Annotated in this window: 21 protein-coding genes; 12 read left to right on the top strand and 9 right to left on the bottom strand. The window is 64.4% G+C overall.

Annotated features, from left to right (window positions below; translation table 11 throughout):
• Positions 1 to 106: 106 nt before the first annotated feature.
• Positions 107 to 2941, top strand: a complete 2835-nt coding sequence (locus C8E83_RS17210) for a helix-turn-helix transcriptional regulator (protein ID WP_170159986.1) — start codon at positions 107 to 109, stop codon at positions 2939 to 2941.
• Positions 2884 to 5823: an AAA family ATPase gene (locus C8E83_RS17205; RefSeq protein WP_121371312.1), complete on the top strand. Its 2940-nt coding sequence runs from the start codon at positions 2884 to 2886 to the stop codon at positions 5821 to 5823. The genes C8E83_RS17210 and C8E83_RS17205 overlap by 58 nt, the downstream gene beginning before the upstream one ends.
• Before the next feature lie 2 nt (positions 5824 to 5825).
• On the opposite strand, the gene budA is transcribed toward C8E83_RS17205, so the two are convergent.
• Both budA and alsS read right to left on the bottom strand, forming a co-directional pair.
• Positions 5826 to 6650 carry an acetolactate decarboxylase gene (gene budA / locus C8E83_RS17200; RefSeq protein WP_211331719.1) on the bottom strand — a complete coding sequence of 275 codons (825 nt, stop codon included), beginning with the start codon at positions 6648 to 6650 and terminating at the stop codon, positions 5826 to 5828.
• A complete protein-coding gene (alsS, locus tag C8E83_RS17195) occupies positions 6647 to 8329 on the bottom strand; it encodes an acetolactate synthase AlsS (protein ID WP_211331718.1) in 1683 nt (560 codons plus the stop codon). The genes budA and alsS overlap by 4 nt, the downstream gene beginning before the upstream one ends.
• A gap of 172 nt (positions 8330 to 8501) precedes the next feature.
• Between alsS and C8E83_RS17190 the strand changes: the two genes are divergently transcribed.
• Positions 8502 to 8861 (top strand): UBP-type zinc finger domain-containing protein, encoded by a 360-nt coding sequence (locus tag C8E83_RS17190; protein ID WP_121371310.1) that lies wholly within the window; start codon positions 8502 to 8504, stop codon positions 8859 to 8861.
• A 13-nt stretch (positions 8862 to 8874) separates the two neighbouring features.
• On the opposite strand, the gene C8E83_RS17185 is transcribed toward C8E83_RS17190, so the two are convergent.
• From C8E83_RS17185 to C8E83_RS17175, 3 genes are read right to left on the bottom strand one after another with little or no spacing between them, the layout of a single operon-like run.
• On the bottom strand, positions 8875 to 9537 hold the full coding sequence (locus C8E83_RS17185) for an alpha/beta hydrolase (RefSeq protein ID WP_147430226.1): 663 nt from the start codon (positions 9535 to 9537) through the stop codon (positions 8875 to 8877).
• The gene (locus C8E83_RS17180; protein ID WP_121371308.1) at positions 9534 to 10229 is read right to left on the bottom strand and encodes a hypothetical protein; all 696 of its coding nucleotides are present in this window, start codon (positions 10227 to 10229) and stop codon (positions 9534 to 9536) included. Before C8E83_RS17180 ends, C8E83_RS17185 begins: the two co-directional genes overlap by 4 nt.
• A gap of 5 nt (positions 10230 to 10234) precedes the next feature.
• Positions 10235 to 11521: an NAD(P)/FAD-dependent oxidoreductase gene (locus C8E83_RS17175; RefSeq protein ID WP_121371307.1), complete on the bottom strand. Its 1287-nt coding sequence runs from the start codon at positions 11519 to 11521 to the stop codon at positions 10235 to 10237.
• 184 nt (positions 11522 to 11705) lie between these two features.
• Here C8E83_RS17175 and C8E83_RS17170 point away from each other — a divergent pair, with 184 nt between their 5' ends.
• Positions 11706 to 12242, top strand: coding sequence for an MmyB family transcriptional regulator (locus tag C8E83_RS17170; protein WP_147430225.1), 537 nt, complete (start codon positions 11706 to 11708; stop codon positions 12240 to 12242).
• A 7-nt stretch (positions 12243 to 12249) separates the two neighbouring features.
• Here the strand turns inward: C8E83_RS17170 and C8E83_RS20060 are convergent, their stop codons facing one another.
• Entirely contained in the window at positions 12250 to 13077 is an 828-nt protein-coding gene (locus C8E83_RS20060; RefSeq protein ID WP_121371305.1) for a helix-turn-helix domain-containing protein, read from the bottom strand.
• Positions 13078 to 13220: 143 nt separating this feature from the next.
• Positions 13221 to 14246, bottom strand: coding sequence for a GlxA family transcriptional regulator (locus C8E83_RS17160; RefSeq protein ID WP_121371304.1), 1026 nt, complete (start codon positions 14244 to 14246; stop codon positions 13221 to 13223).
• 235 nt (positions 14247 to 14481) lie between these two features.
• Between C8E83_RS17160 and C8E83_RS17155 the strand changes: the two genes are divergently transcribed.
• Positions 14482 to 15528 carry an ABC-2 transporter permease gene (locus tag C8E83_RS17155; protein WP_147430224.1) on the top strand — a complete coding sequence of 349 codons (1047 nt, stop codon included), beginning with the start codon at positions 14482 to 14484 and terminating at the stop codon, positions 15526 to 15528.
• A gap of 29 nt (positions 15529 to 15557) precedes the next feature.
• On the opposite strand, the gene C8E83_RS17150 is transcribed toward C8E83_RS17155, so the two are convergent.
• Complete coding sequence (locus tag C8E83_RS17150) at positions 15558 to 16379, bottom strand: alpha/beta fold hydrolase (protein WP_121371302.1); 822 nt, start codon at positions 16377 to 16379, stop codon at positions 15558 to 15560.
• A 407-nt stretch (positions 16380 to 16786) separates the two neighbouring features.
• Here C8E83_RS17150 and C8E83_RS19305 point away from each other — a divergent pair, with 407 nt between their 5' ends.
• Together C8E83_RS19305 and C8E83_RS17140 are read left to right on the top strand one after the other, a co-directional pair.
• Positions 16787 to 17815: a hypothetical protein gene (locus tag C8E83_RS19305; RefSeq protein ID WP_147430223.1), complete on the top strand. Its 1029-nt coding sequence runs from the start codon at positions 16787 to 16789 to the stop codon at positions 17813 to 17815.
• Positions 17816 to 17933: 118 nt separating this feature from the next.
• On the top strand, positions 17934 to 18221 hold the full coding sequence (locus tag C8E83_RS17140) for a helix-turn-helix domain-containing protein (RefSeq protein WP_121371300.1): 288 nt from the start codon (positions 17934 to 17936) through the stop codon (positions 18219 to 18221).
• On the opposite strand, the gene C8E83_RS17135 is transcribed toward C8E83_RS17140, so the two are convergent.
• Positions 18218 to 18622: a hypothetical protein gene (locus C8E83_RS17135; RefSeq protein WP_121371299.1), complete on the bottom strand. Its 405-nt coding sequence runs from the start codon at positions 18620 to 18622 to the stop codon at positions 18218 to 18220. The two genes, C8E83_RS17140 and C8E83_RS17135, sit on opposite strands and share 4 nt — an antisense overlap.
• 129 nt (positions 18623 to 18751) lie before the next feature.
• On the opposite strand from C8E83_RS17135, the gene C8E83_RS17130 reads away from it, so the two are divergent.
• From C8E83_RS17130 to C8E83_RS17110, 5 genes are all read left to right on the top strand, one after another.
• On the top strand, positions 18752 to 19042 hold the full coding sequence (locus tag C8E83_RS17130) for a hypothetical protein (protein ID WP_121371298.1): 291 nt from the start codon (positions 18752 to 18754) through the stop codon (positions 19040 to 19042).
• Positions 19039 to 20028 carry a hypothetical protein gene (locus tag C8E83_RS17125; protein WP_147430222.1) on the top strand — a complete coding sequence of 330 codons (990 nt, stop codon included), beginning with the start codon at positions 19039 to 19041 and terminating at the stop codon, positions 20026 to 20028. Before C8E83_RS17130 ends, C8E83_RS17125 begins: the two co-directional genes overlap by 4 nt.
• Before the next feature lie 169 nt (positions 20029 to 20197).
• On the top strand, positions 20198 to 20521 hold the full coding sequence (locus C8E83_RS17120; RefSeq protein ID WP_147430221.1) for a hypothetical protein: 324 nt from the start codon (positions 20198 to 20200) through the stop codon (positions 20519 to 20521).
• A complete protein-coding gene (locus C8E83_RS17115) occupies positions 20518 to 20985 on the top strand; it encodes a hypothetical protein (protein WP_121371295.1) in 468 nt (155 codons plus the stop codon). Before C8E83_RS17120 ends, C8E83_RS17115 begins: the two co-directional genes overlap by 4 nt.
• Positions 20982 to 21287 (top strand): hypothetical protein, encoded by a 306-nt coding sequence (locus C8E83_RS17110; RefSeq protein WP_121371294.1) that lies wholly within the window; start codon positions 20982 to 20984, stop codon positions 21285 to 21287. The genes C8E83_RS17115 and C8E83_RS17110 overlap by 4 nt, the downstream gene beginning before the upstream one ends.
• The last annotated feature ends 77 nt before the right edge of the window (positions 21288 to 21364 follow it).

Raw genomic sequence — 21364 nt, 5'->3', positions numbered from 1 at the left:
CCAACGATTACAAGGCCACCTCGGCGTATGGGGTATCAGGAGGGACACGCGCGCTCACTCGGCCCATTCATAGACTCCGAATACGCCCCAAGGACAGGAGATGGCGGTGAGGGAGTTCGGCACACCACGACAGACCACTTCTTCGAGCGCCGTTCAGGGGCTCTCGAACAGCGACGGGTTTCCCACCCGCGGACGGGCCGCCGAGACGGCCCGCATCACGGCGACTATCGACGCGTTATACAGCGGGACATCCCAGACCCTGATCATCAGAGGCATCCCCGGAGTCGGCAAAACACGAGCCCTCCAGGACGCCGCCCACACCGCCCGAGAACGCGGGCTGAACATCATCTTCTGCCGACCCGACCCCGAATCCTTTCTGATGCCCCTCGCGCCGCTACTGGACGCCATCAACGAAGCCTCACGCAGCGGCACCCGCCTCGCCCTGGACCCGCACACGACCGACCCGGCCTCGCGATACTGGATCGCGCAACAGGTGCAGGAAACTGTAGAGCAACTAGCTCTCGACAGCGGTGTCGCATTCATCGTCGACGACCTGCAATGGTGCGACCCAGGATCCCTCAACATCCTCCGGACCCTGTCCAACCGACTTTCAGACATGCCCATTTTGTGGTTACTCGCCGTCCGAGCCGATCAACAGTCCGCCGACGTCGAAGCCACCGTTGACGCCCATCGGGCCAGCGGAGACGTGCTGAACCTCGAACCGCTCGACACCAGGGCGGTTGAGGCGATGGTGTCAGACCTCCTCCACGCGACCCCCGACGCCGCCGTCCTCGAGGCCGTCGAACGCACCGGCAACGTGCCCCTACTCGTCAAGGAATTCGTCCAGGGACTCGAGGACGAGCACCTGGTCACAACCCAGGACGGCGTCGCGACGATGGAGACGGGCGCCATTCCCCAAAGCTTCGGCATCTCCACCATGAGCCGGCTTCGACGGCTGCCGGCGGCAACCCAGAACGTCATCCAGGCAGCCTCCGTGCTCGGGCGCCGCTTCACCCTGTCCAGCCTCGGACAGCTCACCCAAATGCCTCAGAACGAATTGCTAGCCGCCGCAAAAGACGCGACCGACGCAGGCGTCTTCATCGACGACGGACACCACCGCGCCGCCTTCCGACACGACATCGTCCGCGAGACAGTGGAGCAGTCCATCCCCCCATCGCTCCGCGACCTCCTCATCCGGGAAGCGGCGTCCATCCTCCTCAAAGAAGGCGACCCCCTCCTCTCCATAGCCACACGAGTGGCCGCATCAGCGAAGCGAGGAGACCGTATCGCCTCCAACATCCTCAGCGACGCCGCCGACGCCCTCACAACCGCCGACGCATCGCAGGCGGCACAATTCGCGCTCCGAGCCATCCAGCTGGTCGACGCCCTCCCCTGCCATGCGGCGCTCACTGCCCGGTTCCTGCCGTTGCTGTGGTCCGGGGGGCTTCATTCCGAAGCCCGTGAACTCCTCGCACGCCTCGAGGGAAGGCTCACCCCCGAGCAAGAAGGAGAGTTCAGGCTCGCTGTCTCTCGCATCCAAGCCGAAACCACCATCCAAGAGGCCATGGACGCCGCAAATGCGGGACTCGCCCTTCCCGGAATCCCTTCCACCCTCCGAGCCAGGCTCCTCGCCTCGAAAGCTATGAGCCTGGCCAACCAAGGGCTCCACGACGACATGCGAGCCACGCTTCGAGCGGCCCGAACAGAGGCGGACGTCGCCGGCGATGCGATGACGCTGGCGTTCATCGAAACGGGCGACTCCATGGCTGCCTTCAACGAGAACGCCTTCGATGACGCCCTCACCCTCATCACGTCAGCGATGAAGCGTGTGTCGAACGCAGGATCGCTACCTCCGTCCAGGATGCTGCCCGAAGGGCTGTGGCCGGCATGCCTGGCGAACAGCACCGGCGACACCGCACGCGCCGACCGCATCACCCAGGACGGCATCGCGGAAACAGAGGCGTTGCACGACATAGTCGCGACGTCGTTCTGGACGATGTTCCGCTCCCGAGTCCTCCTCGACCAAGGGCGCCTTGACGAAGCGAAGACTCTGGCTGAAGCGGCCCTGGAGCTCGCGGACGACCTCGAAAACGGTTTCATCTCACAATCGACCATCGGCCTCGTCCTGTTCCGGGTGGCGCTACTGCAAGCCGACCGGCCCGCCCTCGACAGATACCGGAGGTTCGCCGTGTCCATGGCCGCGTCTCAGCCGCTACGACGGATCGGGAAGTGGCTTCTCGCGTTGGAGGCAGAGCAAGACGGCGACTGGGCGGCAGCAACGGCACTGACGCAGGAGGCCTACGACACCCTCGAACAACCCGTCCCGTCCATGACGTCACCCGCCGACTTCTTCGACGACGTCACATTCGCGCGGATGATGCTCGCAGCTGGCCGGCCGGACCGCCTGGCCCGAATCATCAGCGAAGCCGACCGGCGCGCCGAACTCAACCCCACCAACGACCTGTGCCGGGGGATCGTGCTGCACCTCCATGGTCTTCGTGAGGACGACGCGGAAGCCGTCGCCGCCGCCGCGGAGTACTACCGGCGCATCGCACGTCCCCTGATCCTCGCGTCCGCCCTCGAGGACATCGGCATTCTCCGGGCCGGCGACGACGCCAGCAATGCCGAATCGGCGTGGCAGGAAGCTCTCGCGCTGTTCGAATCCAGCGGAGCATCGCGCGAATCCAATCGCGTAAAAATGCGGCTCCGGAGCATCGGTGTGTTCCCCCGGGACGCGGCGGCGCCACCGTCGACCGACCTCACCAATCGGGAACTGGAAGTTCTCGCGCGAGTCGCCGCCGGCCTGACCACCCAACAGATCGCCGCCGACCTGTTCATCTCCCCGCACACTGTCACCAGCCACGTCCGGCACATGTACGCCAAATGGGGCGTCAATTCCCGGCGTGCGCTCCGGTCCCTCTTCGACGGCCAGGCATCATGACCGAGCCTGCCGCCACCCAACCGGTGAACGCCCCCACGGAGGTGGCCGGTCCAGTCCCCGCCAGCCGCCTCACACGGCGAGCATTCCAAGGACTAGACACGGCGTTCCCCCTGCGAGGTCGGCCACGAGAGCAGAGCGCAGTGCAGGACAGCCTCGATGCACTCGAGGCAGGCTACGCCCGCAACCTCGTCATCGTCGGCTCCGCGGGCGCCGGCAAAACACGCCTCCTATCGTCGGCGCTGGAAACAGCGGGACAACGTGGCATCCTCTTCACACTTTGCCGCCCCGGACCCGAATCCCAGAACGTGCCGCTGGGCGCAATCTCCGACATCCTCCTCGGGGCAGAACCCCCATTTATCTCCGCAGAACACTTCGAGTCCTTGGTCAGCGCCCCCGAATCCCGGTACTGGCTGATTCAGCAAATCCAAGAGCGCATGGAACGCGCGGCCGCGGGCAGCGGCATTGTCGTCTTCGTCGACGACCTGCAATGGTGCGACACCAGCACGTTGGCCGTGTTCCGGTCCCTCATCCGGCACCTGCGGGACATGGCGGTCACCTGGATCGTGACCGTCCGCTCCGGCGGCCTCACCTCCTCGGTGAGTGACACGATCTCCGCACTGACGATCTCCGGAAGCACCCTCGACCTCAGTCCGCTCTCAGACGACGACGTTTCCGCCATGATCTCCGACCGAATCGGCGTGACCCCCGGCAAAGGTCTCCTGCGCCACATGGAAGGCGCCGAGCACATGCCGTTGCTCGTCCTGGAGATGCTCCGCGCGCTCTCAGACGCGGACCAGCTCGACCTAGCAGGTGGTCGAGCCGAACTCGTCGGCGATGGACATGACGCGTCACACGGCCAGGCCCTCGTGGAACGCATCACCCGGCTTCCGTCCGGACCCCGAGAACTCATCCTCGCCGCGTCGATCCTCGGCCGACAATTTCGCTTGACGTCACTTGCACAATTGATGGATACCTCGGTCCACGACCTAGCGCTCCCCCTCGTCGACGCCATCGAGGCCGGACTGCTGACCGACGACGGCACTCGCGTAGCGTTCCGGCACGACCTACTCAGAGACGCCGCTGAGTCCCTGATTCCCGCCGAATCCAGACGCATCCTCGAGCGCCGGGCGGCCGCTGTCGCGCACACCGACGGCGAGTACCTCGTGGCCATCGCATCGCGCCTGCTAGGAGTGGCGCAACGCGGCGACCTTGACGCTGCCGCGACTTTCCACAGCGCCGCCCAACGCACATTCGAATCCGACGCCGCGCTGGCCGCCCAATTCGCGCGTGCCGCTATCGAAACGGAAAACAGGCCAGAGGAACGGAAGCGGCTGATCGCGGATCTTCTTCCCGTGCTGTGGCAAGGAGGTCTCAGCGAAGAAGCGCAAACGTTCGTCGCGTCCCTCGAAGGGTCCCTCCCCGCACCGGAAGAAGCGTCCCTTCGCCTTGGCATCGCCCGACTCCGCACCGAGTCCTCGTTTCGGGCGGCGGCTGACGCAGCCAATGCCGGCCTGCAGCTCGACGGGATCCCCGCCTTCACCAAGGCAGGGCTTCTCAGCGTCAAAGCGCAGGCACTCGCGGGCCTTGGAGAGCATGACGCCGTGCAAAAGCTACTCGACGAAGGCCGACCACTCGCGCAGGACACCTCCAACATTTTGGCGCTCGCCACCTTCGACGCCAGCGAGTCCATCCGATCGTTCTACCGAAACCGGTTCGACGACGCATCGAAACAAATCGTGTCCGCGGTAGCCCGAATCGCCTCTCTTCCAGGCACGACAGAATCCCAGTGGCTACCCGAAAGTCTCTGGCTGGCGTTCCTGACAGACGCTCTTGGTGATCCCGGACGCGCCGAGCGCATCGCGGCAGCCAACGTCCTCGAGAATCAGCGCCGACACAACGCCACGGCCACCGCCTACTGGATGATGGTTCGCGCCCGCGCCCTCTTCGACCAGGGCCACCTGCGGAGGGCTCGCGCAACCGCCGAGGCGGTCCTGGACTTCCACGCGGACTTGCCGCTCGGGCAGCTACTGGCGACGACGGTCGGCTACGTCCTGTTCCGGGCCGCCGTTCACCAGGGCGACCGGGCCGGGCTGGACAAGTACCGTCCGATGATCGAGGACCTGTCGCGGGCCACCGACATGGCGGGTGTTGCGCACTGGCTGTTGGCTCTCGAAGCAGACGAGAATCATGACAGGTCCACGGCCGACGCGTACCTCACCCCGCTTACCGCGGCTCTGGACGCACCGGTGTTCGGGCTTGCGGCACCAGCCGATTTCCTCGACGACGTGCAACTGTGCCGGATGCTTCTTCGCCGAAGCGACTCCGAGCATGTCGCCAAGGTTGTGAACATGGCGGTCGGCAGAGCCAGAGCAAACCCGTCTTTCCCCCTCGCCACCGCCGTGGCACACCATGTGGTCGGGCTCGCGGAGCGGTCCGTCGCAGAGCTCAGCGAAGCGGTCGCCGCGTACCGAACTGTCGATAGGCGACTCGCGCTGGCGTGCGCCCTGGAGGACCTTGGCGTCCTACAAGCAGCCACGGCCGAAGAGAAAGCCACGATGTCGTGGCTTGAGTCCGCGGATCTCTACGACTCCGCCGGCGCCACCCATCCATGGAACCGTGTCCGGCGGCGGCTCCGCACTGTCGGCGTAAGCCAGCGTGCGACACGCCCAGAGTTCGAAGAGTCTGTCCTCAGCAGCCGGGAGCTCCAAGTCGCTGAGCGGGTAGCCGCGGGGAGAACCACGCAGCAGATCGCCGACGATCTTTTCCTGTCACCCCACACGGTCACCACGTACGTGCGAAACATCTACGGCAAATGGAAAGTCGCCTCACGCAAAGACCTCGCTGCACGGTTCCGGAACGAACACGACCGCCCCGCTGGATGACGTCACTCGGTTCTATGAATGTCGGCGGCCACATTAGGCCCGGTGAGGTCCGCCGTCAGGAACGCTCCGAAGCGAGGCAAACTGAGATGCACATCCGTCGAGAAGCTCAGCTCCACACGACCCTTTTCGAACGTGAAATCAAGGACGTGGCCTCCGGACTGACGAACCCCGTCAAGGAAGTGCAGGTGGTAGCCGGCGACGGAGATCCCTTCCTCGAAGTCCGGAGTTCGGAATCCAGCGAGGGTCCCCGACACATCCGCCAGGGCGTGTTCCGACTCGTCGCTCGTCGCGTCGACAAAAGGCGGGTAGGGCCGACGTTGCTTGGCCACCGTGCGCGTGCGCATCGTCGAGAACGCACCATCGGCTCGGACAGCGACGATGATGTTCTTGCTGGGCAGGACCTCATCGATCTTGGACAGCAACGAGAGCCTGTCGGTTGGCTCGTCGATATCCAGAACGGCGTCCGGCGAGAACGTCGTGACGACCGCGAACGGGCTGCGTTCATCGGGGCCGGCCGTCGAGGCCGTTCCATCAGCGCGCAACTGGTAACAGATGCGGTCGAGGACGACCATCTCACCATCGAGTCCGTTGAACGTGCCGAGCCCGAAATCGCCGTGGCGGAGGAGGTCGTGGACGGAGACATCACCGTCAAAGACGCCCGCCAAGAGCGCTTCCATCGTCGAGGTCTGCCAGACGACTTTCCCGTCCTCCATGCGAGGACGGGCCGTTTTGTCGCCCCACGATCGGGCGAGTGTTTGACGCGCCCAGTGCGCAAGCCCGCCACCCCCCTGTGGCTCACCCATTTTTGCCTCCCCCGTCTCGGTCACTCGAACGCTTCCTCTGGCAGCAGCGCGGCGAGGTCTACATTCCGGCTGTAATCCACGCGAACCTCGATCAGCGTTCGACCGTGCGTCTGAAGAGCATTCGTGAACACGGCCTCGAACTCGGCCGCGCCCTGCACCACCACACCCGTAGCGCCGAACGCAGCGGCGAGCGACGGGATGTCGTACGGGCCGAGCTCCACACCCGATTTCCGGCCGTACTTCAACTGCTCCTGGAAGCCGACCATGTCATAACTGTCGTCGCGGAAGATCACGTGAACAAACGACAGGTCTAGACGTGCGGCTGTCTCCAACTCTTGGACAGAGAACAGAAAGCCTCCGTCACCGGAGACAGACACAACAGGTTGCCCGGGGCGTGCGAGACACGCAGCCATCGCCCACGGCAGCGCCACCCCCAATGTCTGCTGCCCGTTGCTGAAGAGAAGATGGCGTGGTTCGAAGCTGCGGAAGTGTCGGGCCATGTATATGTACACGGAGCCGACATCGCATGTGACGGTCGTCCGGTCGTCAACGAGGTCGCGAATTTTCAACGCCAACGCACCCGGATTGACTCGACCGTCAGCACCGTTCCACTGCCGCGCGTCGTCATCGATATCGCTCAACCGCGACCGCAACTCCGCCGCATCGAGAAGGAAATCCTCGCGCAGCACCATCCGCTCGAGGTCGGGAAGGAGCTCGTCGATGGTCGCTGAAATGTCTCCGCGCAGTTCCACTTCGGGCTGGTAGTTCACGTCGAGATCGGGCGGGACGGTGTCCAGGTGGATGATCGACCGGTCGCCGGTCCCATTCCACAACGCGGCGTCGTACTCAACCGGGTCGTAGCCAATGGTCAGCACGACGTCGGCGTTCGCGAGGGCGTCATCGCCGGGCTGATTCCGGAAAAGACCAACGCGTCCCAAGTAGTGGCTTTCGAGTTCCCGGGACACGACACCGGCCGCCTGGAATGTTTCGACCACCGGCAGCCCGGTCGCCGACATCAGCCGACGAATGGCAGCGCTGGCCACCGGAGTCGCACCCCTGAGACCGACGAGGATCACCGGTCGAAGCGCCTTGAGCAGCACGGCAGCTGCGTCGGCGATCGACGTCGACGACGCGGGTCCGAGAGAGGCAGGAGCGGCGCCGGCCGTAATCGTTGCCTGTGTCGCAGATGCGAGGACGTCCGCGGGCAGCACGACCGCGGTGGCTCCCTGCGGTTCGGTCACGGACACGCGGAACGCGTTGGCGACCGCTTCACCGACGTTGGAAGGTGCGGACACCTCTGAGACATGCTTCGTGACAGTCGAGAGTAATGCCGCCGCATCCATCGACTGATGGGTCCGTTTGAGCCGCGTTGGCAGAGGCACCGCTCCACAGATGGCCACCACTGGGTCCTGCTCCGTGGTCGCGGTCAGCAGCCCCGTGGCGAGGTTGCTCGTTCCCGGCCCGGAGGTCACCGCGACGACGCCGGGAGTCCCCGTGAGCCGCCCCATCGCCGCCGCCATGAACGCCGCATTCTGTTCATGTCTGCAGACGACGAGGGTCGCTGCAGAGCCATGCGCCAGCGCGTCGAATAATGCGTCGATTTTGGCTCCCGGAATCCCGAAGACGTAGGGGACGGCGTTGGCATCGATGACGTCCACGGCCTTCTGCGCGCTCCGAATGCTGTTCTCGATCGGCTCCGACACGAGGGGGCCCCTTCCACGTCTGCGGTCATTGGTTCGGCGACGACGCTACGGACACCAACAACGCTCGAGTAGCGTTGTTTGACCCGATCCGCCAACACAGCTCTCCCGGTCCTGGGCATATCGAGTCAACCGACCCGAGCCCGTTCGCGGCAGTCCATGCCACAGTCGGCTCATGGGAATCAACGAGGAACTGATCAACCGGGCTGTGCCGCCGAGCGGAAGCGGTTGCGTCGAATGCGAACAGACCGGATCGTGGTGGTTCCACCTTCGCCGTTGCGCATCATGTGGCCATATCGGCTGCTGCGACGACTCCCTAAATCGGCACGCGTCCCGACATGTAGCGCAGACGGGGCACTTCATCATTCAAAGCTTCGAACCCAACGAAACATGGTTCTGGGATTACACCGTCAAGGACTTCATCGACGGTCCGCGGCTGGCTAACCCTCAGCACCACCCGTTGTCGCAGACGGTTCCCGGCCCAGCTGAACGCGTCCCCTCCGACTGGATGGACGAACTCGCCAACAGGCCGTAGTCCGTTGTCGGCGTTAGAGCCCGTCGGCCTCAGGAAACTGCTCACCCAGCCACGTTCGTGCCGTTGCCACGTCGGTGGCCGTGATCTGGCGTCCGCCAGGCCGGACGCGGACAGCTGCCAAAGCATGTCGCGCTTCTAGCTCGGCAGCCAGACGGGGCAACGTCATTCCATCCGTGCCAGTGTCGCCGTCGGATCCGACAAGGAGAAAGCGTTCCCCCTCGAGTCCGTCGGGGACGTCAAGGTCGCCGAGGGGGTAGGTGCCGCTGAAGGAGACGACGGCATCGACCAGCCCCGGATGCAGGATGCCGAGCGCCAGCGCGATATCGGCACCGCTGGAGAATCCGGTGACGATGACAGGGCGAGACTCCAACCGTTGCTCCAAAATCGTCTCGCTGATGAATGCAGCCAGCTTCCCCGTTGTCTCGATGAGCCCGGACTGCTTCTTCGTTCGCGGCTTCGAACGGGGCACCCACCGGTGGATGCCCCGCTCGAGGACACCTGCTCGCGGCGCGATGACGAGAGCATCAGCGGCGAGTTGCTGGGCGAGCGAGACCATGTCGGTCTCCGCGCCGCCGAGACCGTGAAGGGCGACGACGACGGGGCCGGTTCCGGTGACATAGGCGTGCACCCACTGCGGCTGTCCGGCGGACGTCGCCATGCTGTTGGCTGCAGTCACAATTCGGCCTCCAATTCGTCCAGCGCTTCGGATTCGTCGACAAGCTTCTGCACGATCGCGTAACGCCTCAGCTGGTAGAAACCGTGCAGGACGGCCAACACTGCGGCACCGAGAATGCCGAAGACGATCGAATAGTCTTCCCGCGCACCGAGCTGGTTCAGCAGGATGGCGATGCCTGCTCCTGCGACGATGGAGTTGACCACGGCGATGGCGGAAGACATGGTGAAGAACACGCGGCTCCACGACGCCGGATGCCCGATGTCGAGCAGCTCGTTCGGCGCGTGGCGACCAGCCGGAGTCATGAAGTACGTCGACGCCCCTGGGAGGAGACGTCCGTGGAAACGTCGAATACGTTGAATGGCCGCCAGAGCGACAACGTCTTCCAGCGATGTCTCCACCAGACGTTCGTACGTGAATACTCCCAGCAGGACGATGACAGGGATGATGACGCCGAGGAATCCGATGGCGAACTCCGTGTGGGTCAGGAAACCGAACGCCACGAGAGAGCTCGACAACGTCGTCAGATAGAGCGACGCACGACTGCTCGACTCGGTGACCGTGATGCTTCGCGCCGATTCGAGCACGAATTGCTCCGTGAGCAGGGCATTGAAGAAGGCGTTCGGCCGGTCGATGTACCGACCTGCGTCCGACGCCACGGGCACAAAACCCTCCTCAGCGGCAGTGTCATCCATGAAGTTCAACGTCCCTTCGTTCCGGCCGCCGCCAGGTCGCCCTCGGCGAGGTAACGGTGGACAAACGTGACTGCCATCGCCCCTTCGCCCACCGCCGACGCGACCCGTTTGATCGAGTTGTGCCGCACGTCACCCGCCGCGAATGACCCGGGGACATTCGTCTCCAGAAAGAACGGATCGCGTGTGAGCGGCCAATGACCACGGAGATCGGGATAGTCGACAAGGTCGGGCCCCGTCACGAGGTACCCGAGTCGGTCGCGGATGGTTCCCGTTCCCTGCGTCCAAGCGGTGTCTGGCTCTCCCCCGATACAGATGAACACGCGGGACGTCTCGACATCCCAGACGTCGCCCGTCCGCGAGTTCGTCAGTTCGAGGCCCCGGAGCCGTTGAAAACCGTGGAGAGCCGTGATCTGCGTGTCGGTGAGAACCTCTACGTTCGGCGCCTGGCGAATCCGCGACTCCAAATACTCGGATAGGGTGTCCGACAGGCGTTGCCCACGGACGAGCATCGTCACTTTCGTCGCATGGGCGGCCAAGTTCATGACGGCCTGGCCGGCAGAGTTGGCGCCGCCGACGACATACACGTGCTCGCCCGCGCACTGCGACGCTTCACTCGTGCCCGCACCGTAGTACACCCCTCGACCGATGAGGGAGTCCTCACACGCGAGGCCGAGGCGCCGCCACTCAACGCCGGTGGCGCAGATATTCGCCCGAGCGACGATGTGTCCTCCATCGGCCAGGTCTGCGTGGATGCGATCGTCGTAGAACGTGCCGCGGATGCCTTCGCGCATCAGAAGAACCTCAGCCCCGAATGACACAGCCTGCTGCCGGGCCCGTTCTGCGAGGTCCGCGCCTCGGATACCGGAGGGAAAGCCCAGGTAGTTCTCGATGAGGCTGCTGGATCCTGCTTGGCCACCGACGGCTTCGCGTTCAAGCAGCACCACGCGGAGACCTTCCGACGCGGCGTAGACGGCGGCGGACAGCCCCGCTGGTCCGGCGCCGTAGATGGAAAGGTCATATTCGCCGTATCGAGGCGACGCCACCCATCCGAGCCGGATGGCGATATCACGAAGAGTGGGATTGCGGAGGCGCTCACCGTTGGGGAACTCGACCACGGGCAGCGCCGCGTCGCCGATGGGCGCACCGAGTCGCGCTTCGCACTCACGGTCGCTTGCAATGGGGATCCAGTCGAAATGGACGACGCTGCGGGTCAAGAAGTCGCGTATCTGAAAGGCATCAGCGCTGAACTGTTCCCCGAACAGTTTCACGGTCGGGGCCGGTTCGGCTTTCATGCGCGCTCCCCTCGAAGTCGTCGTTTTTCACGCGATCACGTCATCCTGCGGCACGAGAGGCGACGGGATCGAGGGTCATTTGGCCTCATTCGGAACCGGTAGGAGTCAGTGCTCTCGCCGGAAAGCGCACGCCTAGTAATGGCAGGGTCACCCGACAAACGTTCGGCTGTGACTACGGTTTCCTATGACCAGCGGAGGCATTGATTGTCGAGTCCCCGGTGCGCTGGTTGCGCTCGTCGAATCCGTCCACGACCTTCCCGTTGTCGTGCGAGACCGGCACATGACCGTCGTGGCGTCGAACCCATTGGCGCAAGAGCTGACGGGCGCGTTCGTGCCCCGGACCAATATCGCCCGCTTCGTCTTCCTCGAAGCGCCCAGGCAACAGGACGCCAGCTGGTGGGTGGATGCGTTGGGACAGCTGACCTCGGCGCTTCGGGACTCGTTGGAGCAGCACGAGGAAGACGCCTCGTTCCGGGAGCTCATCGGCGAGCTCTCCGCTCACAGTCAGACGTTCGCGACGGCCTGGGCCCACGACAACAGGCCGGCTGCCCGCTCGTCGCGGGTGACCATCATGCATTCGCAGATCGGGCCGGTTGAGCTCGAGTATCAAGAACTACTCGTGCCGAATGACTTCGAGTTCGTCCTGTCCATCTGGCGTCCCGTGGACTCGCAGGAGTCTGTCCTGGCTTTCACGCGTCTGCGCCAACTTCTCGACGCCTAGCGACACGTTATGACGCGTTGATGGCCTGCCGGTCGGCGCACTGGGTGGCAACGAAGGCGAGCACACCCATGGCAGGTGTACCGGGGGCGCCGTGGAAGGTGGTCACGATCAGCCCGTCCGACCCTGGAATTAGGAGGGACTCCCATTCGAACTCGACGAGGCCGAAAGGCTCCACGGTTTCGATGCACGTGCCAGAGCTGGCGGACAGGACCTCGTGTCGGGCCCAGATCTGGCGGAAGTCGTCGTCCCGCACGGACAGCATGCCGACGATCTCCTGGTAGCGGTGATCGTCAGGGTTGCCGTGCATCCGGAACATCGCAACGGTCTCGGCCGCCTGTTGTGCCCATCGCGGGTGATGCTGGCGTCGGGAAAACACCTGGACGAGTCGATTGCGCCCGGCCGATAGGGCGCCTGCGCCGAGAAGGTCGGCGGCTGCGTTGGAGGCGACGATGTCGAAATTGCTGTCCGCCACGAACGCCGGCGTTCCCGCTCGCCTCTCCAGTAGTCGCACCACAGCTGCGTCACCCCCCTGTTGGAGAGGATCTGCACTTCTCGTGGAGGGCCGGGCGAGCTTGTGCAGATAGGTGGATTCGTCTGCGCTCAGGTTCAAAGCCTCGGTCAAGCATCGGAGGACCTGATCGGACGGCTGATGGTCTCGACCTTGTTCGAGTCGTAGGTAGTACTCGGAACTGATTCCGGCGAGGGCAGCCACCTCCTCCCTGCGAAGACCCGGGACTCTCCTGTTTGGCTCCCGGAGAAGCCCGACCTGTTCGGGTTGGACCAGGTCACGGCGCGTGCGCAGGTAGTCACCCAACAGGGATGCCCGCGCGCGCATGTCGTCTCCTGACCTCGACGCCGCCAGCACGAGAGGAGCAACAGCCGACGGTTAGAACAAGCGTGGACCGGTGAAGACGTGCTGACCCGCACGAAGTTGGCCGTGAATCCCTCACTTATGGCCATCAAGACACCTGGTGGCGGTTACGCGGTGGCCACTTCCGGCTCAGTCGACACCTGGTTTCCGACTTGCGTGGAGAGGAATCGGCGCTGGTAGCCGCTCGGTGAAATGCCCAGACGGGCCAGGAACGCCCGGCGAAGGGATTCGGCGTTTCGGTAGCCGGCCGCCTCGGCCGTATGAGCAATGGAGTGGCCACCGTCGAGCATCGCTTTCGCGATGTCGAGTCGAAGCATGGCCACGTATTCAGCCGGGGTGATGTCCATCTCTTCGCGGAAAAGGCGGGTCAGGTGGCGCGGGCTGACCGAAACCCGCCGGGCCAGGTTGTCGATGGTGTGAGTACCGGCCGGGTCTTCCTTGATGAGATCCACAGCCGTTCGCACGACCAGGGACGTTGGCGACGGGACGGTCAATGGCGCGGAAAATTGCGACTGGCCTCCTGCTCTTTGCATGTAGACGAGTAACCCTTGTGCAGAGTTGCGGGCGACATCGGCTCCGAAATCTTCCTCGACGAGAGCCAGGGCGAGGTCGATTCCCGCGGCGACGCCGGCGGACGAGTACAGGTTGCCGTCCTTGACGAAAATCGCGTCGGGTTCGACGTCAACGGCAGGGTACCTTTTGGCCAGGTCGTCTACGAACTTCCAGTGCGTCGTGGCCCTTCGACCGTCCAGAAGTCCGAGGGACGCCGGGATGAACGCGCCACTACAAATCGAGGCGATCCGGGAACTGCGGGCGATGAGGCTCTCCGCCGCGGCGAGGACGGCGGGGGTCATGAAGACCGGCGGAGCCAACTCGCTGCCTGGCAAGACAACGGTGTCAAATCTGTCATCGGTGAACGCGGACAGGTGGGCGCCGACCTCGATGCCGATGGACGTCGTCACCGCGTCCCCCGCCGGCGACACATAGAACAGCTCGTAGTCTCCACCGAACATGTTCGATTCGGCAAACACTTCCGCGGGACCCGTGAAATCGAGCATCTTGACGCCGTTGAAGACGAGCAAGGCGATCTTCTTGTGTGTACTCACGCCGCCGACCGTCCCTGCTCTGCCCATGTGTCGCTCCTGCCTCGCCGGCCCGAAAGCCGCGCCGTGCGTCCAAGGATGTCAGGTCGGGATGGGTGCCGACTAGGCCAAACGACCTCATTCCCCGTGGCCCCACCTACGCAGCGGATGTCCACCCGGCACGAGGTGGTGGGACCGTGACGACAAATGACCCGAGTCGCCCCGAAAGTACTGCGCACACGACGACGCGTCGGCACGATGAACCAGCCGAAGAGATTGGATTGTCGTGCCACGGATCACCACCGCACTCGACACCGGACGCATTCGGGGTGCCGTGCGTCGCTCTCTTCCCGTCATCGTCGTCACTCTTGTCACAGGTGTCGTCGGGTCCCTGTTTCTCGCCAGCTACAGTTCTGCGCTCGGCGAGCCGATTCCAAGGAATGTCCCCATCGGGGTCGTCGGTCCGACCAACCTCACGCAGCAAGTGAACGACGTCGTCGATGCGCAAGACCGGACCACGTACCGGGTGTCCCGGTTCGACAACGAGATGACGGCGCGCGGTGCCATCGAACGGCAGGACGTCTACGGCGTTCTGGTCGCCCGGCCCGACGGTCGGTACACGTTGCTGACGTCTGCGGCAGCGAGCCTGATCGTTGCGAACATGCTCGATTCCCTTGTGCCCTCACTCGAAGCCGGCGTCAATGGACCCGTGACGGTCGACGACCTGCACCCGCTCCACGCTCACGACCCGGAAGGTCTCGTCATCTTCTATGTGGCGCTCGCGACGATCATCGTCGGCACTGTCAGCGAAATGCAGACTCGGACGAATGCCCCCAAGCTCACCGAGGCAGGATTTCTCGCGGCGGATGTCTTCCGCGTCGCCATCGTCTCGTTGATGCTCAGCGTCACCGTGGTTATCGCCGGCCACTTCGAGACGACACCCCTGTTCGCGCTCTGGGGAATCCTCGCTCTAGGGATGATGGCCGCTGGCTCCACGGTGACTTTGTTCCGCCTTATTGTCGGCGGCCGATGGATCCTGATCCCCACGTGGCTGCTGTTCACCATCGTGTCGAACCCGGCCTCCGGCGGTGCGGTCGCCCCTCAACTGCTTCCGCCCGTGTACTCGGCGATCGGCCGATTTCTCCCCACGGGCGCAACAGTCCGCGCCGTCCGTGACGTCAGCTACTTCCCGGACGCCATCCATCTGGAACCGTTCATCGTCCTGAGCCTGTGGATCGTCGTCACCCGACTCGCCTCGTCACTCATTCGCGCGGTCCACGGTCGCCGCGACAACCGCACGGCGACACCGGACACGAAAGGGCCGGCCACCTGACGATGGCCGGCCCTGTGACGCGACGCCGACTAGTCGGCGAGGAACGCCAGGATGTCCTGGTCGAGTTCCTTCTGGTAGTCGCCAGCGATGCCGTGCGGGGCACCCGGGTACACCTTGAGGGTGCCGTGCTTGACGAGCTCGATGGACTTCAGAGCAGCCGCCTTGATGGGGACGATCTGGTCCGCGTCGCCCTGAGCGATGAAGATCGGAACGTCGAGGGCCTTGAGGTCCTCGGTGAAGTCCGTCTCCGAGAACGCCTTGATGCAGTCGTACGCGCCCTTGATGCTCATGCGCATGCCCTGACGCCAGAAGTCGTCCTTCGACCCCTGGGACACCTTCGCGCCCTCGAGGTTCGCGCCGAAGAACGGGACGGCGAGGTCCTGGAAGTACTGCGAACGGTCCGTGGCGACGCCCTCGCGGATGGCGTCGAGCGCCTCGATGGGGGTGCCGTCCGGGTTCGAGTCGGACTTCAGCATGATCGGGGGCACGGCACCCGCGGTGAAGATCTTCTTCACCCGGCCGACACCGTGCTGAGCGGCGTAGCGGACGACCTCGCCGCCGCCGGTCGAGTGACCGACGAGCGTGATGTCGTGCAGGTCGAGAGCCTCGATGAGGTCGTTGAGGTCGGACGCGTACGTGTCCATGTCGTTGCCGTCCCACGTCCAGTCGGACTTGCCGTGACCGCGGCGGTCATGGGCGATGGCGCGGTAGCCCTTGTCGGCGAGCAGCATCAGCTCGACGGCCCAGGCCTCGGAGCTGAGCGGCCAGCCGTGGCTGAGGACGACGACCGGGCCGGTGCCCCAGTCCGTGTAGTGGATTTTCGTGCCGTCTTTCGCGGTGATGTAAGGCATTGCTTCTCCTCGTTGCGATTCGATAGTTATCAGACGCAAGTTGCCCAAGACACGAGTTTTCGGTGAACATGTCTCGACGCCGTCCTGGGCAAGGCACGTATGGCTTTGGCTCGCACTCGACGGTCTGTCGACGAGTTACTCGCGCCACCTCACGGCATCCGTGCCGAGAGGCATAGAGCTCTCTCGGCACGGAGCCGACTTCACCCGGGGTGGGGGATCCGCCGGTGTTTCACTTGCAAGAACACGGTCCCAGGGGCAGGGCATGTCTGTCTCGCGTCGTTTGACTCGAATGCGCCGACGGAACCCTTGCGTGTGGCTCGCAACGTGCACGGGCAGCCAGCGGGTGTCTCCGGTGCCCGGTAGGGTGACGCTGCCCCACCGGGGCGATGCCGGAGAAGGGGGTAGGCATGGGCGACCTATTCATCGACCTGTTGTACGTGCAGAGCTGGGGTCTGGGGGTATGGGCGGTGACGCTTGCCGTAGCCAGCAACGTCGGGACATTCGACTCCGTGCGCGCCATCCCCACTCGTGTCGAGCGGACTCTCGCGCGGCTTCCTCGACTCGTTCCCTTCGCGTTCGGAAAATCGCTACCCGAGGCTCGAGGGCGCACAGGTGCGTTTCGGCAACTCGACGCTCGTGTCCGTCACGCAACGAGGACTGTCGATTCCGGCCTCGATGCCGCATTCGCGCTCCCCGTGCTCGCTGGATGGCTCCTTCTCCTCACTGGCCTGCTTCTGCTCGCCACGGCCGGGAGTCTCCTCGGGACAGATGCATCGCTGTGGCTGGTGCCGGCGTTTTTCCTCCTCCTCGACTTCGCAACCCTGCTGGTCGCGCTTGCGCTCAAACAGCGCACGTGGGACCTCCGTGCACCATTCGAATGGCGCCTCTACCTGTCCATCACCGTCCAGCGAGACATACTCGCTCAAGCCGTTGCGAAGCGACGCCCGCCAGAGGTCGTTGAAGAGCTGGCTCTCCGCGGTGCCCGTCAAATCGAGCATGTCCTCCGCAACCGATTCGCCCGAACAGCCGTCGCCGAATCCGACCGAGCAGCCGCACTCACCTGGGAGCGACTGTTCGAGCCGCTGCTCGAATCCCGTGCACGCCGGCTCCTCAGCGCAGGCGAGACTTCTCCCTCCGCCTGGTTCGCCTCCTGGACGGAGGACGCATGCCGCATCGTCCTCGCGCCGTACCCGACATCGGACGAGAAGCGTGACCTCCTCCCTCCAGAACGCCCAGCACACGAGACGGCCCTCCGCGTCAGCCTGTCCCTTTTCACCATTGCCGTTCTCGGGGTTGCGGCCACCGTGTTCTCCCCCACCGTCCTCACTCAGATTCCGTGGAAGGATCTCCTCGGCGTTCCCGCAGCAGCGCTCGCGCTGATCACGTGCCTGCAATTCTTCTCTGGAACGCGAAGACGAAAGACCGACCGAGCCTGAAGCCGAGCATCTGGACGGTGGAATCGCCAAAGTCCGCCACGCCCGTCGGCCATCGCGGTGACACAGCGACATCAGACTCTCCCGGCTCCGCTGATCCCATGTCCTCTACCCTGGGAACATGCCCAGGACCGAGCGCGCCCTCCCCGTTGACGGTGCGCCCGACCCGTGGCCCGACGTGCCTTCGGAGGACCGCCTAACCGAGATCGCCAGACAATTCGTCCTTCGGCTACGGGACGAAATCGGTGATCGCAGCGTCCGCTCGGTCGCCGCCGAGGCGGGCCTAAATCACATGACCGTCCTCAACGTGCTGGCCGGACGAGCGTGGCCCGACCTTGCAACCATCGGCAGGCTCGAACTAGCACTGAACGCGGACCTCTACACGTCTCATTCCGTCCGAGACAACTAACCCTCCTCAGACATCCCGCTGTCCTCGTCATCAGGATCCGTGCTGATCCACACGGCCCCAGTCGCTTCGATGAGTGCCCGCAGTTCCGTTGCGGGTTCGCCGGCCGGCGGCCCCGGGTCCGCGACGCCCATCGCCATGCGCGCGGCAAGAATCCGACGGGCAAGCATCACGACGGGTGAATCTGCCGTCTCCACCGTTGACAAGGCCGCATCACCTGTCACCAGATCTGCCACGACCGTCGCCACCTCCGCCTCTCTAGTCACGATGACGGTCACCCTGTAGCCGAAGTCGACAATGTCCACGCTCACTCCGGCTGGCACCGCAACCACGGCAAGCCAGTCGGCGCGCGCAACGAGACCACCGAAAACGGTGATCCGAATCTGTGCTTGGCTCGCGTCCATGTGGCTATTACTATAGCCACCATGATGACTCCTGCTCCAGCCCCGAGAAGTCAGGCGTGGAGCGCATCCGCGGTCGACAGGGCTCGCTCATGGGGCCACAGGACTCAGCCAACGACAGCGGAGCGGCACATGCATGAACGTGACAAGACCGCCTCCCCGCAACGCATCCTCGATTTACCTCGAGGCTTCGGCGAGAGCACTGACATGACCTTTGTCATCGACGCCCGCGACCAAGCCGGAAGACCAGGGGACGAGGTGACCTCCTTTCACCATCTCACCCTCCGTGGCGGCCGGGTTGCACCCGTCACGGATGGCAGCCCTTTGTGGCCGGCGCTCTCCATCGATGAGGATCCGCCCCGCTACGACCGGGTCTTCATTGATGACGCCAGCAAATCGGCCTTTTCTGAGGCTCTGCTGTGACATCGAAGGACTCGGACGGCACCAGAAGCATGTACACGGTGGTCTCGCGGAACCAGAAGTTGATTCCAGTTCCGTTCTCCCCCGGCTGGGCGCGGGTGCCGCGATGGAACGCCTCCCACAAGTCCACAGCCCATGAGCTCTTGGGCGCCGACCTCCAAATGCCGGGCGGTCGACCCTACGGGTACCTCTGGTACCGGCACTTCACGACCGGGAAGAACATCCGCATCGGTGTCCGGTGGAACACAAACCTCGAGTCCATCGAATGCAAGTACCTCCATGACCAGAAAGCTGTCGCCGGTCGAAACCCTGAAAAGGTGGCTGCCGCACTGGCGGAGGCGGACGCGAAGGCGCGCGTGTCGGCGTTGATGTCGCTCAACGCGCTCATCGGCACCCAGGTTCTTTCCACGCAGATGGAAGACGGGATCCTCGACGCGGCCGGCCTCGGCCTGCAGCGCATCGGCTACACATTCCTCGGCATCCCCGAGGCCGCTGAGGAAGCAGCGACAGCCGATGGATCAAACGTTGCCGGTGAGGCCGACATGGAGACGACGGATGGGGAGACGCTCATCACCGGGCTTCGCCTCGGCGAAGGCGCCATCGCCGTCACCGCCTGGCCCGTCACCGACCTTGACGGGTGGACGCGCACCGGGTCGGACCTGACCTTCCAGCACGGACATCCGTTCGGCTCCCTCGCCTACGAACATGCCGCAACCGGTGAACGGCTTCGAGTCGGTGTCGGTTGGGATGACAACGAGCACGAACTCGCGTTCGTCCCCCTGCACGCGACCGAGCCCCGCTCAACAGACCTGGTCGATGGCGTCGACGATGCCCTCCGTGACGCACGGGGTCGTATCGGCCGCCTGGTCGCCATTCACACGTCCATCGGGCAGATGGTCGTCACCGAGGACAGTCTCCGGCAGATCCTTCATGCGTCCGGGTTCGACGGCGACGTCGAATACGTGGATGACGACGAGAGCAACCGCTGATGGCGATGCAAGTTGGGCGGTTAGTCCTCAACCGGCCCGGGATGCTCGGGGAACCGATGCACCGCCACACCGATGGGGAGAACCTTCTTCCGAACTCGGAACCGTTCCTGGAGGACGCGCTAGGGCTTGTCGGGGAGCTCACCGGTGAACGACCTCGAGGACTCGAATGATGGCGACCAACGACGAAGACCAGTTTCCGCATATCCAGCACCCGACCGACTACGGCGCCGACACCCTCCTCGACCTCCTGTATGACGCATCCCGGCGACTCATGCACGAGTACATCCTCCGGCTCCCCGGAGATCACGGCCCCGAACATCCGATGCTCCACGCGCTCCACGCCGTGAAGGCCGAGCACGCCGCCGTGCCTCTCGACGATGTAGCCGCATGGAAACGGGCACGGGACGACTTCAACCGGCGAGCCGAGAAGCTCCGAAACGAACGCCGAGCACCGCCTGCTGGCCCCACCGGGCAGGCAGGTGAACCCCAGTGACGATTTACGCATCGATCATCGACGTGCGCCTGATTCCGCCGCGCATCAGCGGCACCATGCTGCTCCACGATGACACCCACACCGTCGTTCCCATCGCCATCGAACCCACCGCCGCGTCTGCCCGGTTCGAGGCGGCACCGCCCCGAGGCGGCACGTACCGAGACGACTTCGACGAGTACCGCAGAGAAGCGGAAAGCATCATGCACACCCTCCTCACCTTCACCACCGGAGAAGCAGCAGACCGAGACCGGGAAGTCAGCCGGGTGACTGCCCGCTACGGGCTCAGCTGTCTCGAAGGGGATAACGAGTGGCAGCAGCTCAGGTGGCGGTTCATCCGCGGAGAAGCGGGAAGCGCCGAACTCGAAACCGCCGCCATCCACCGCTCCCAATCGGGACCCCCGGCGGATTGCCTCCCCGGCCGGTACGGCGCCGACAGCAACGGAAAGAACTGGTTTCACGAATGACAGACAGCCCCGACCCCATCATGCTCAACATCGACCAGACCGAGGGCGTCTACCTGGTCACGACCATGAACGGATCCGCATACGTCATCGACTTCGACAAGATGACAGCCCGCCGCACCCCCAACCCGGACGACGACGACGACGAGAAAAACCTCCGCAAGGATGGCGAAGAACGATCCCTGCTCGGCATGAGCCGAGTTGCCATCGGTGCCGACATGGTCATGATCCTCGACATCCGCGGCGACGGCATACCCACCAGACGCTGGACCAGCATGGTCATCAGAATCGAACGACTCCAATGAGAGGCAGCGCCGAAACGCTCCTATCGATACTCAAGCATCGCCGTCGCCTATGGCGCTGTCCGCGCACCTGACTGGGA

The organism is Frondihabitans australicus (assembly GCF_003634555.1).
Lineage (GTDB): Bacteria > Actinomycetota > Actinomycetes > Actinomycetales > Microbacteriaceae > Frondihabitans > Frondihabitans australicus.
The sequence above is the reverse complement of the archived record's forward strand: the minus strand, read 5'-3'. Positions and strand labels throughout refer to the sequence as shown.

Coding starts and splice junctions, on each gene's coding strand:
- C8E83_RS17205 (WP_121371312.1), top strand. CDS start 2,884: ATGGGGCGTCAATTCCCGGCGTGCGCTCCGGTCCCTCTTCGACGGCCA.
- C8E83_RS17190 (WP_121371310.1), top strand. CDS start 8,502: ATGGGAATCAACGAGGAACTGATCAACCGGGCTGTGCCGCCGAGCGGA.
- C8E83_RS17160 (WP_121371304.1), bottom strand. CDS start 14,246: ATGGGCAGAGCAGGGACGGTCGGCGGCGTGAGTACACACAAGAAGATC.
- C8E83_RS20060 (WP_121371305.1), bottom strand. CDS start 13,077: ATGCGCGCGCGGGCATCCCTGTTGGGTGACTACCTGCGCACGCGCCGT.
- C8E83_RS17175 (WP_121371307.1), bottom strand. CDS start 11,521: ATGAAAGCCGAACCGGCCCCGACCGTGAAACTGTTCGGGGAACAGTTC.
- C8E83_RS17170 (WP_147430225.1), top strand. CDS start 11,706: ATGACCAGCGGAGGCATTGATTGTCGAGTCCCCGGTGCGCTGGTTGCG.
- C8E83_RS17180 (WP_121371308.1), bottom strand. CDS start 10,229: ATGGATGACACTGCCGCTGAGGAGGGTTTTGTGCCCGTGGCGTCGGAC.
- C8E83_RS17135 (WP_121371299.1), bottom strand. CDS start 18,622: ATGGACGCGAGCCAAGCACAGATTCGGATCACCGTTTTCGGTGGTCTC.
- C8E83_RS17120 (WP_147430221.1), top strand. CDS start 20,198: ATGGCGACCAACGACGAAGACCAGTTTCCGCATATCCAGCACCCGACC.
- C8E83_RS17150 (WP_121371302.1), bottom strand. CDS start 16,379: ATGCCTTACATCACCGCGAAAGACGGCACGAAAATCCACTACACGGAC.
- C8E83_RS17140 (WP_121371300.1), top strand. CDS start 17,934: ATGCCCAGGACCGAGCGCGCCCTCCCCGTTGACGGTGCGCCCGACCCG.
- C8E83_RS19305 (WP_147430223.1), top strand. CDS start 16,787: ATGGGCGACCTATTCATCGACCTGTTGTACGTGCAGAGCTGGGGTCTG.
- C8E83_RS17110 (WP_121371294.1), top strand. CDS start 20,982: ATGACAGACAGCCCCGACCCCATCATGCTCAACATCGACCAGACCGAG.
- C8E83_RS17130 (WP_121371298.1), top strand. CDS start 18,752: ATGCATGAACGTGACAAGACCGCCTCCCCGCAACGCATCCTCGATTTA.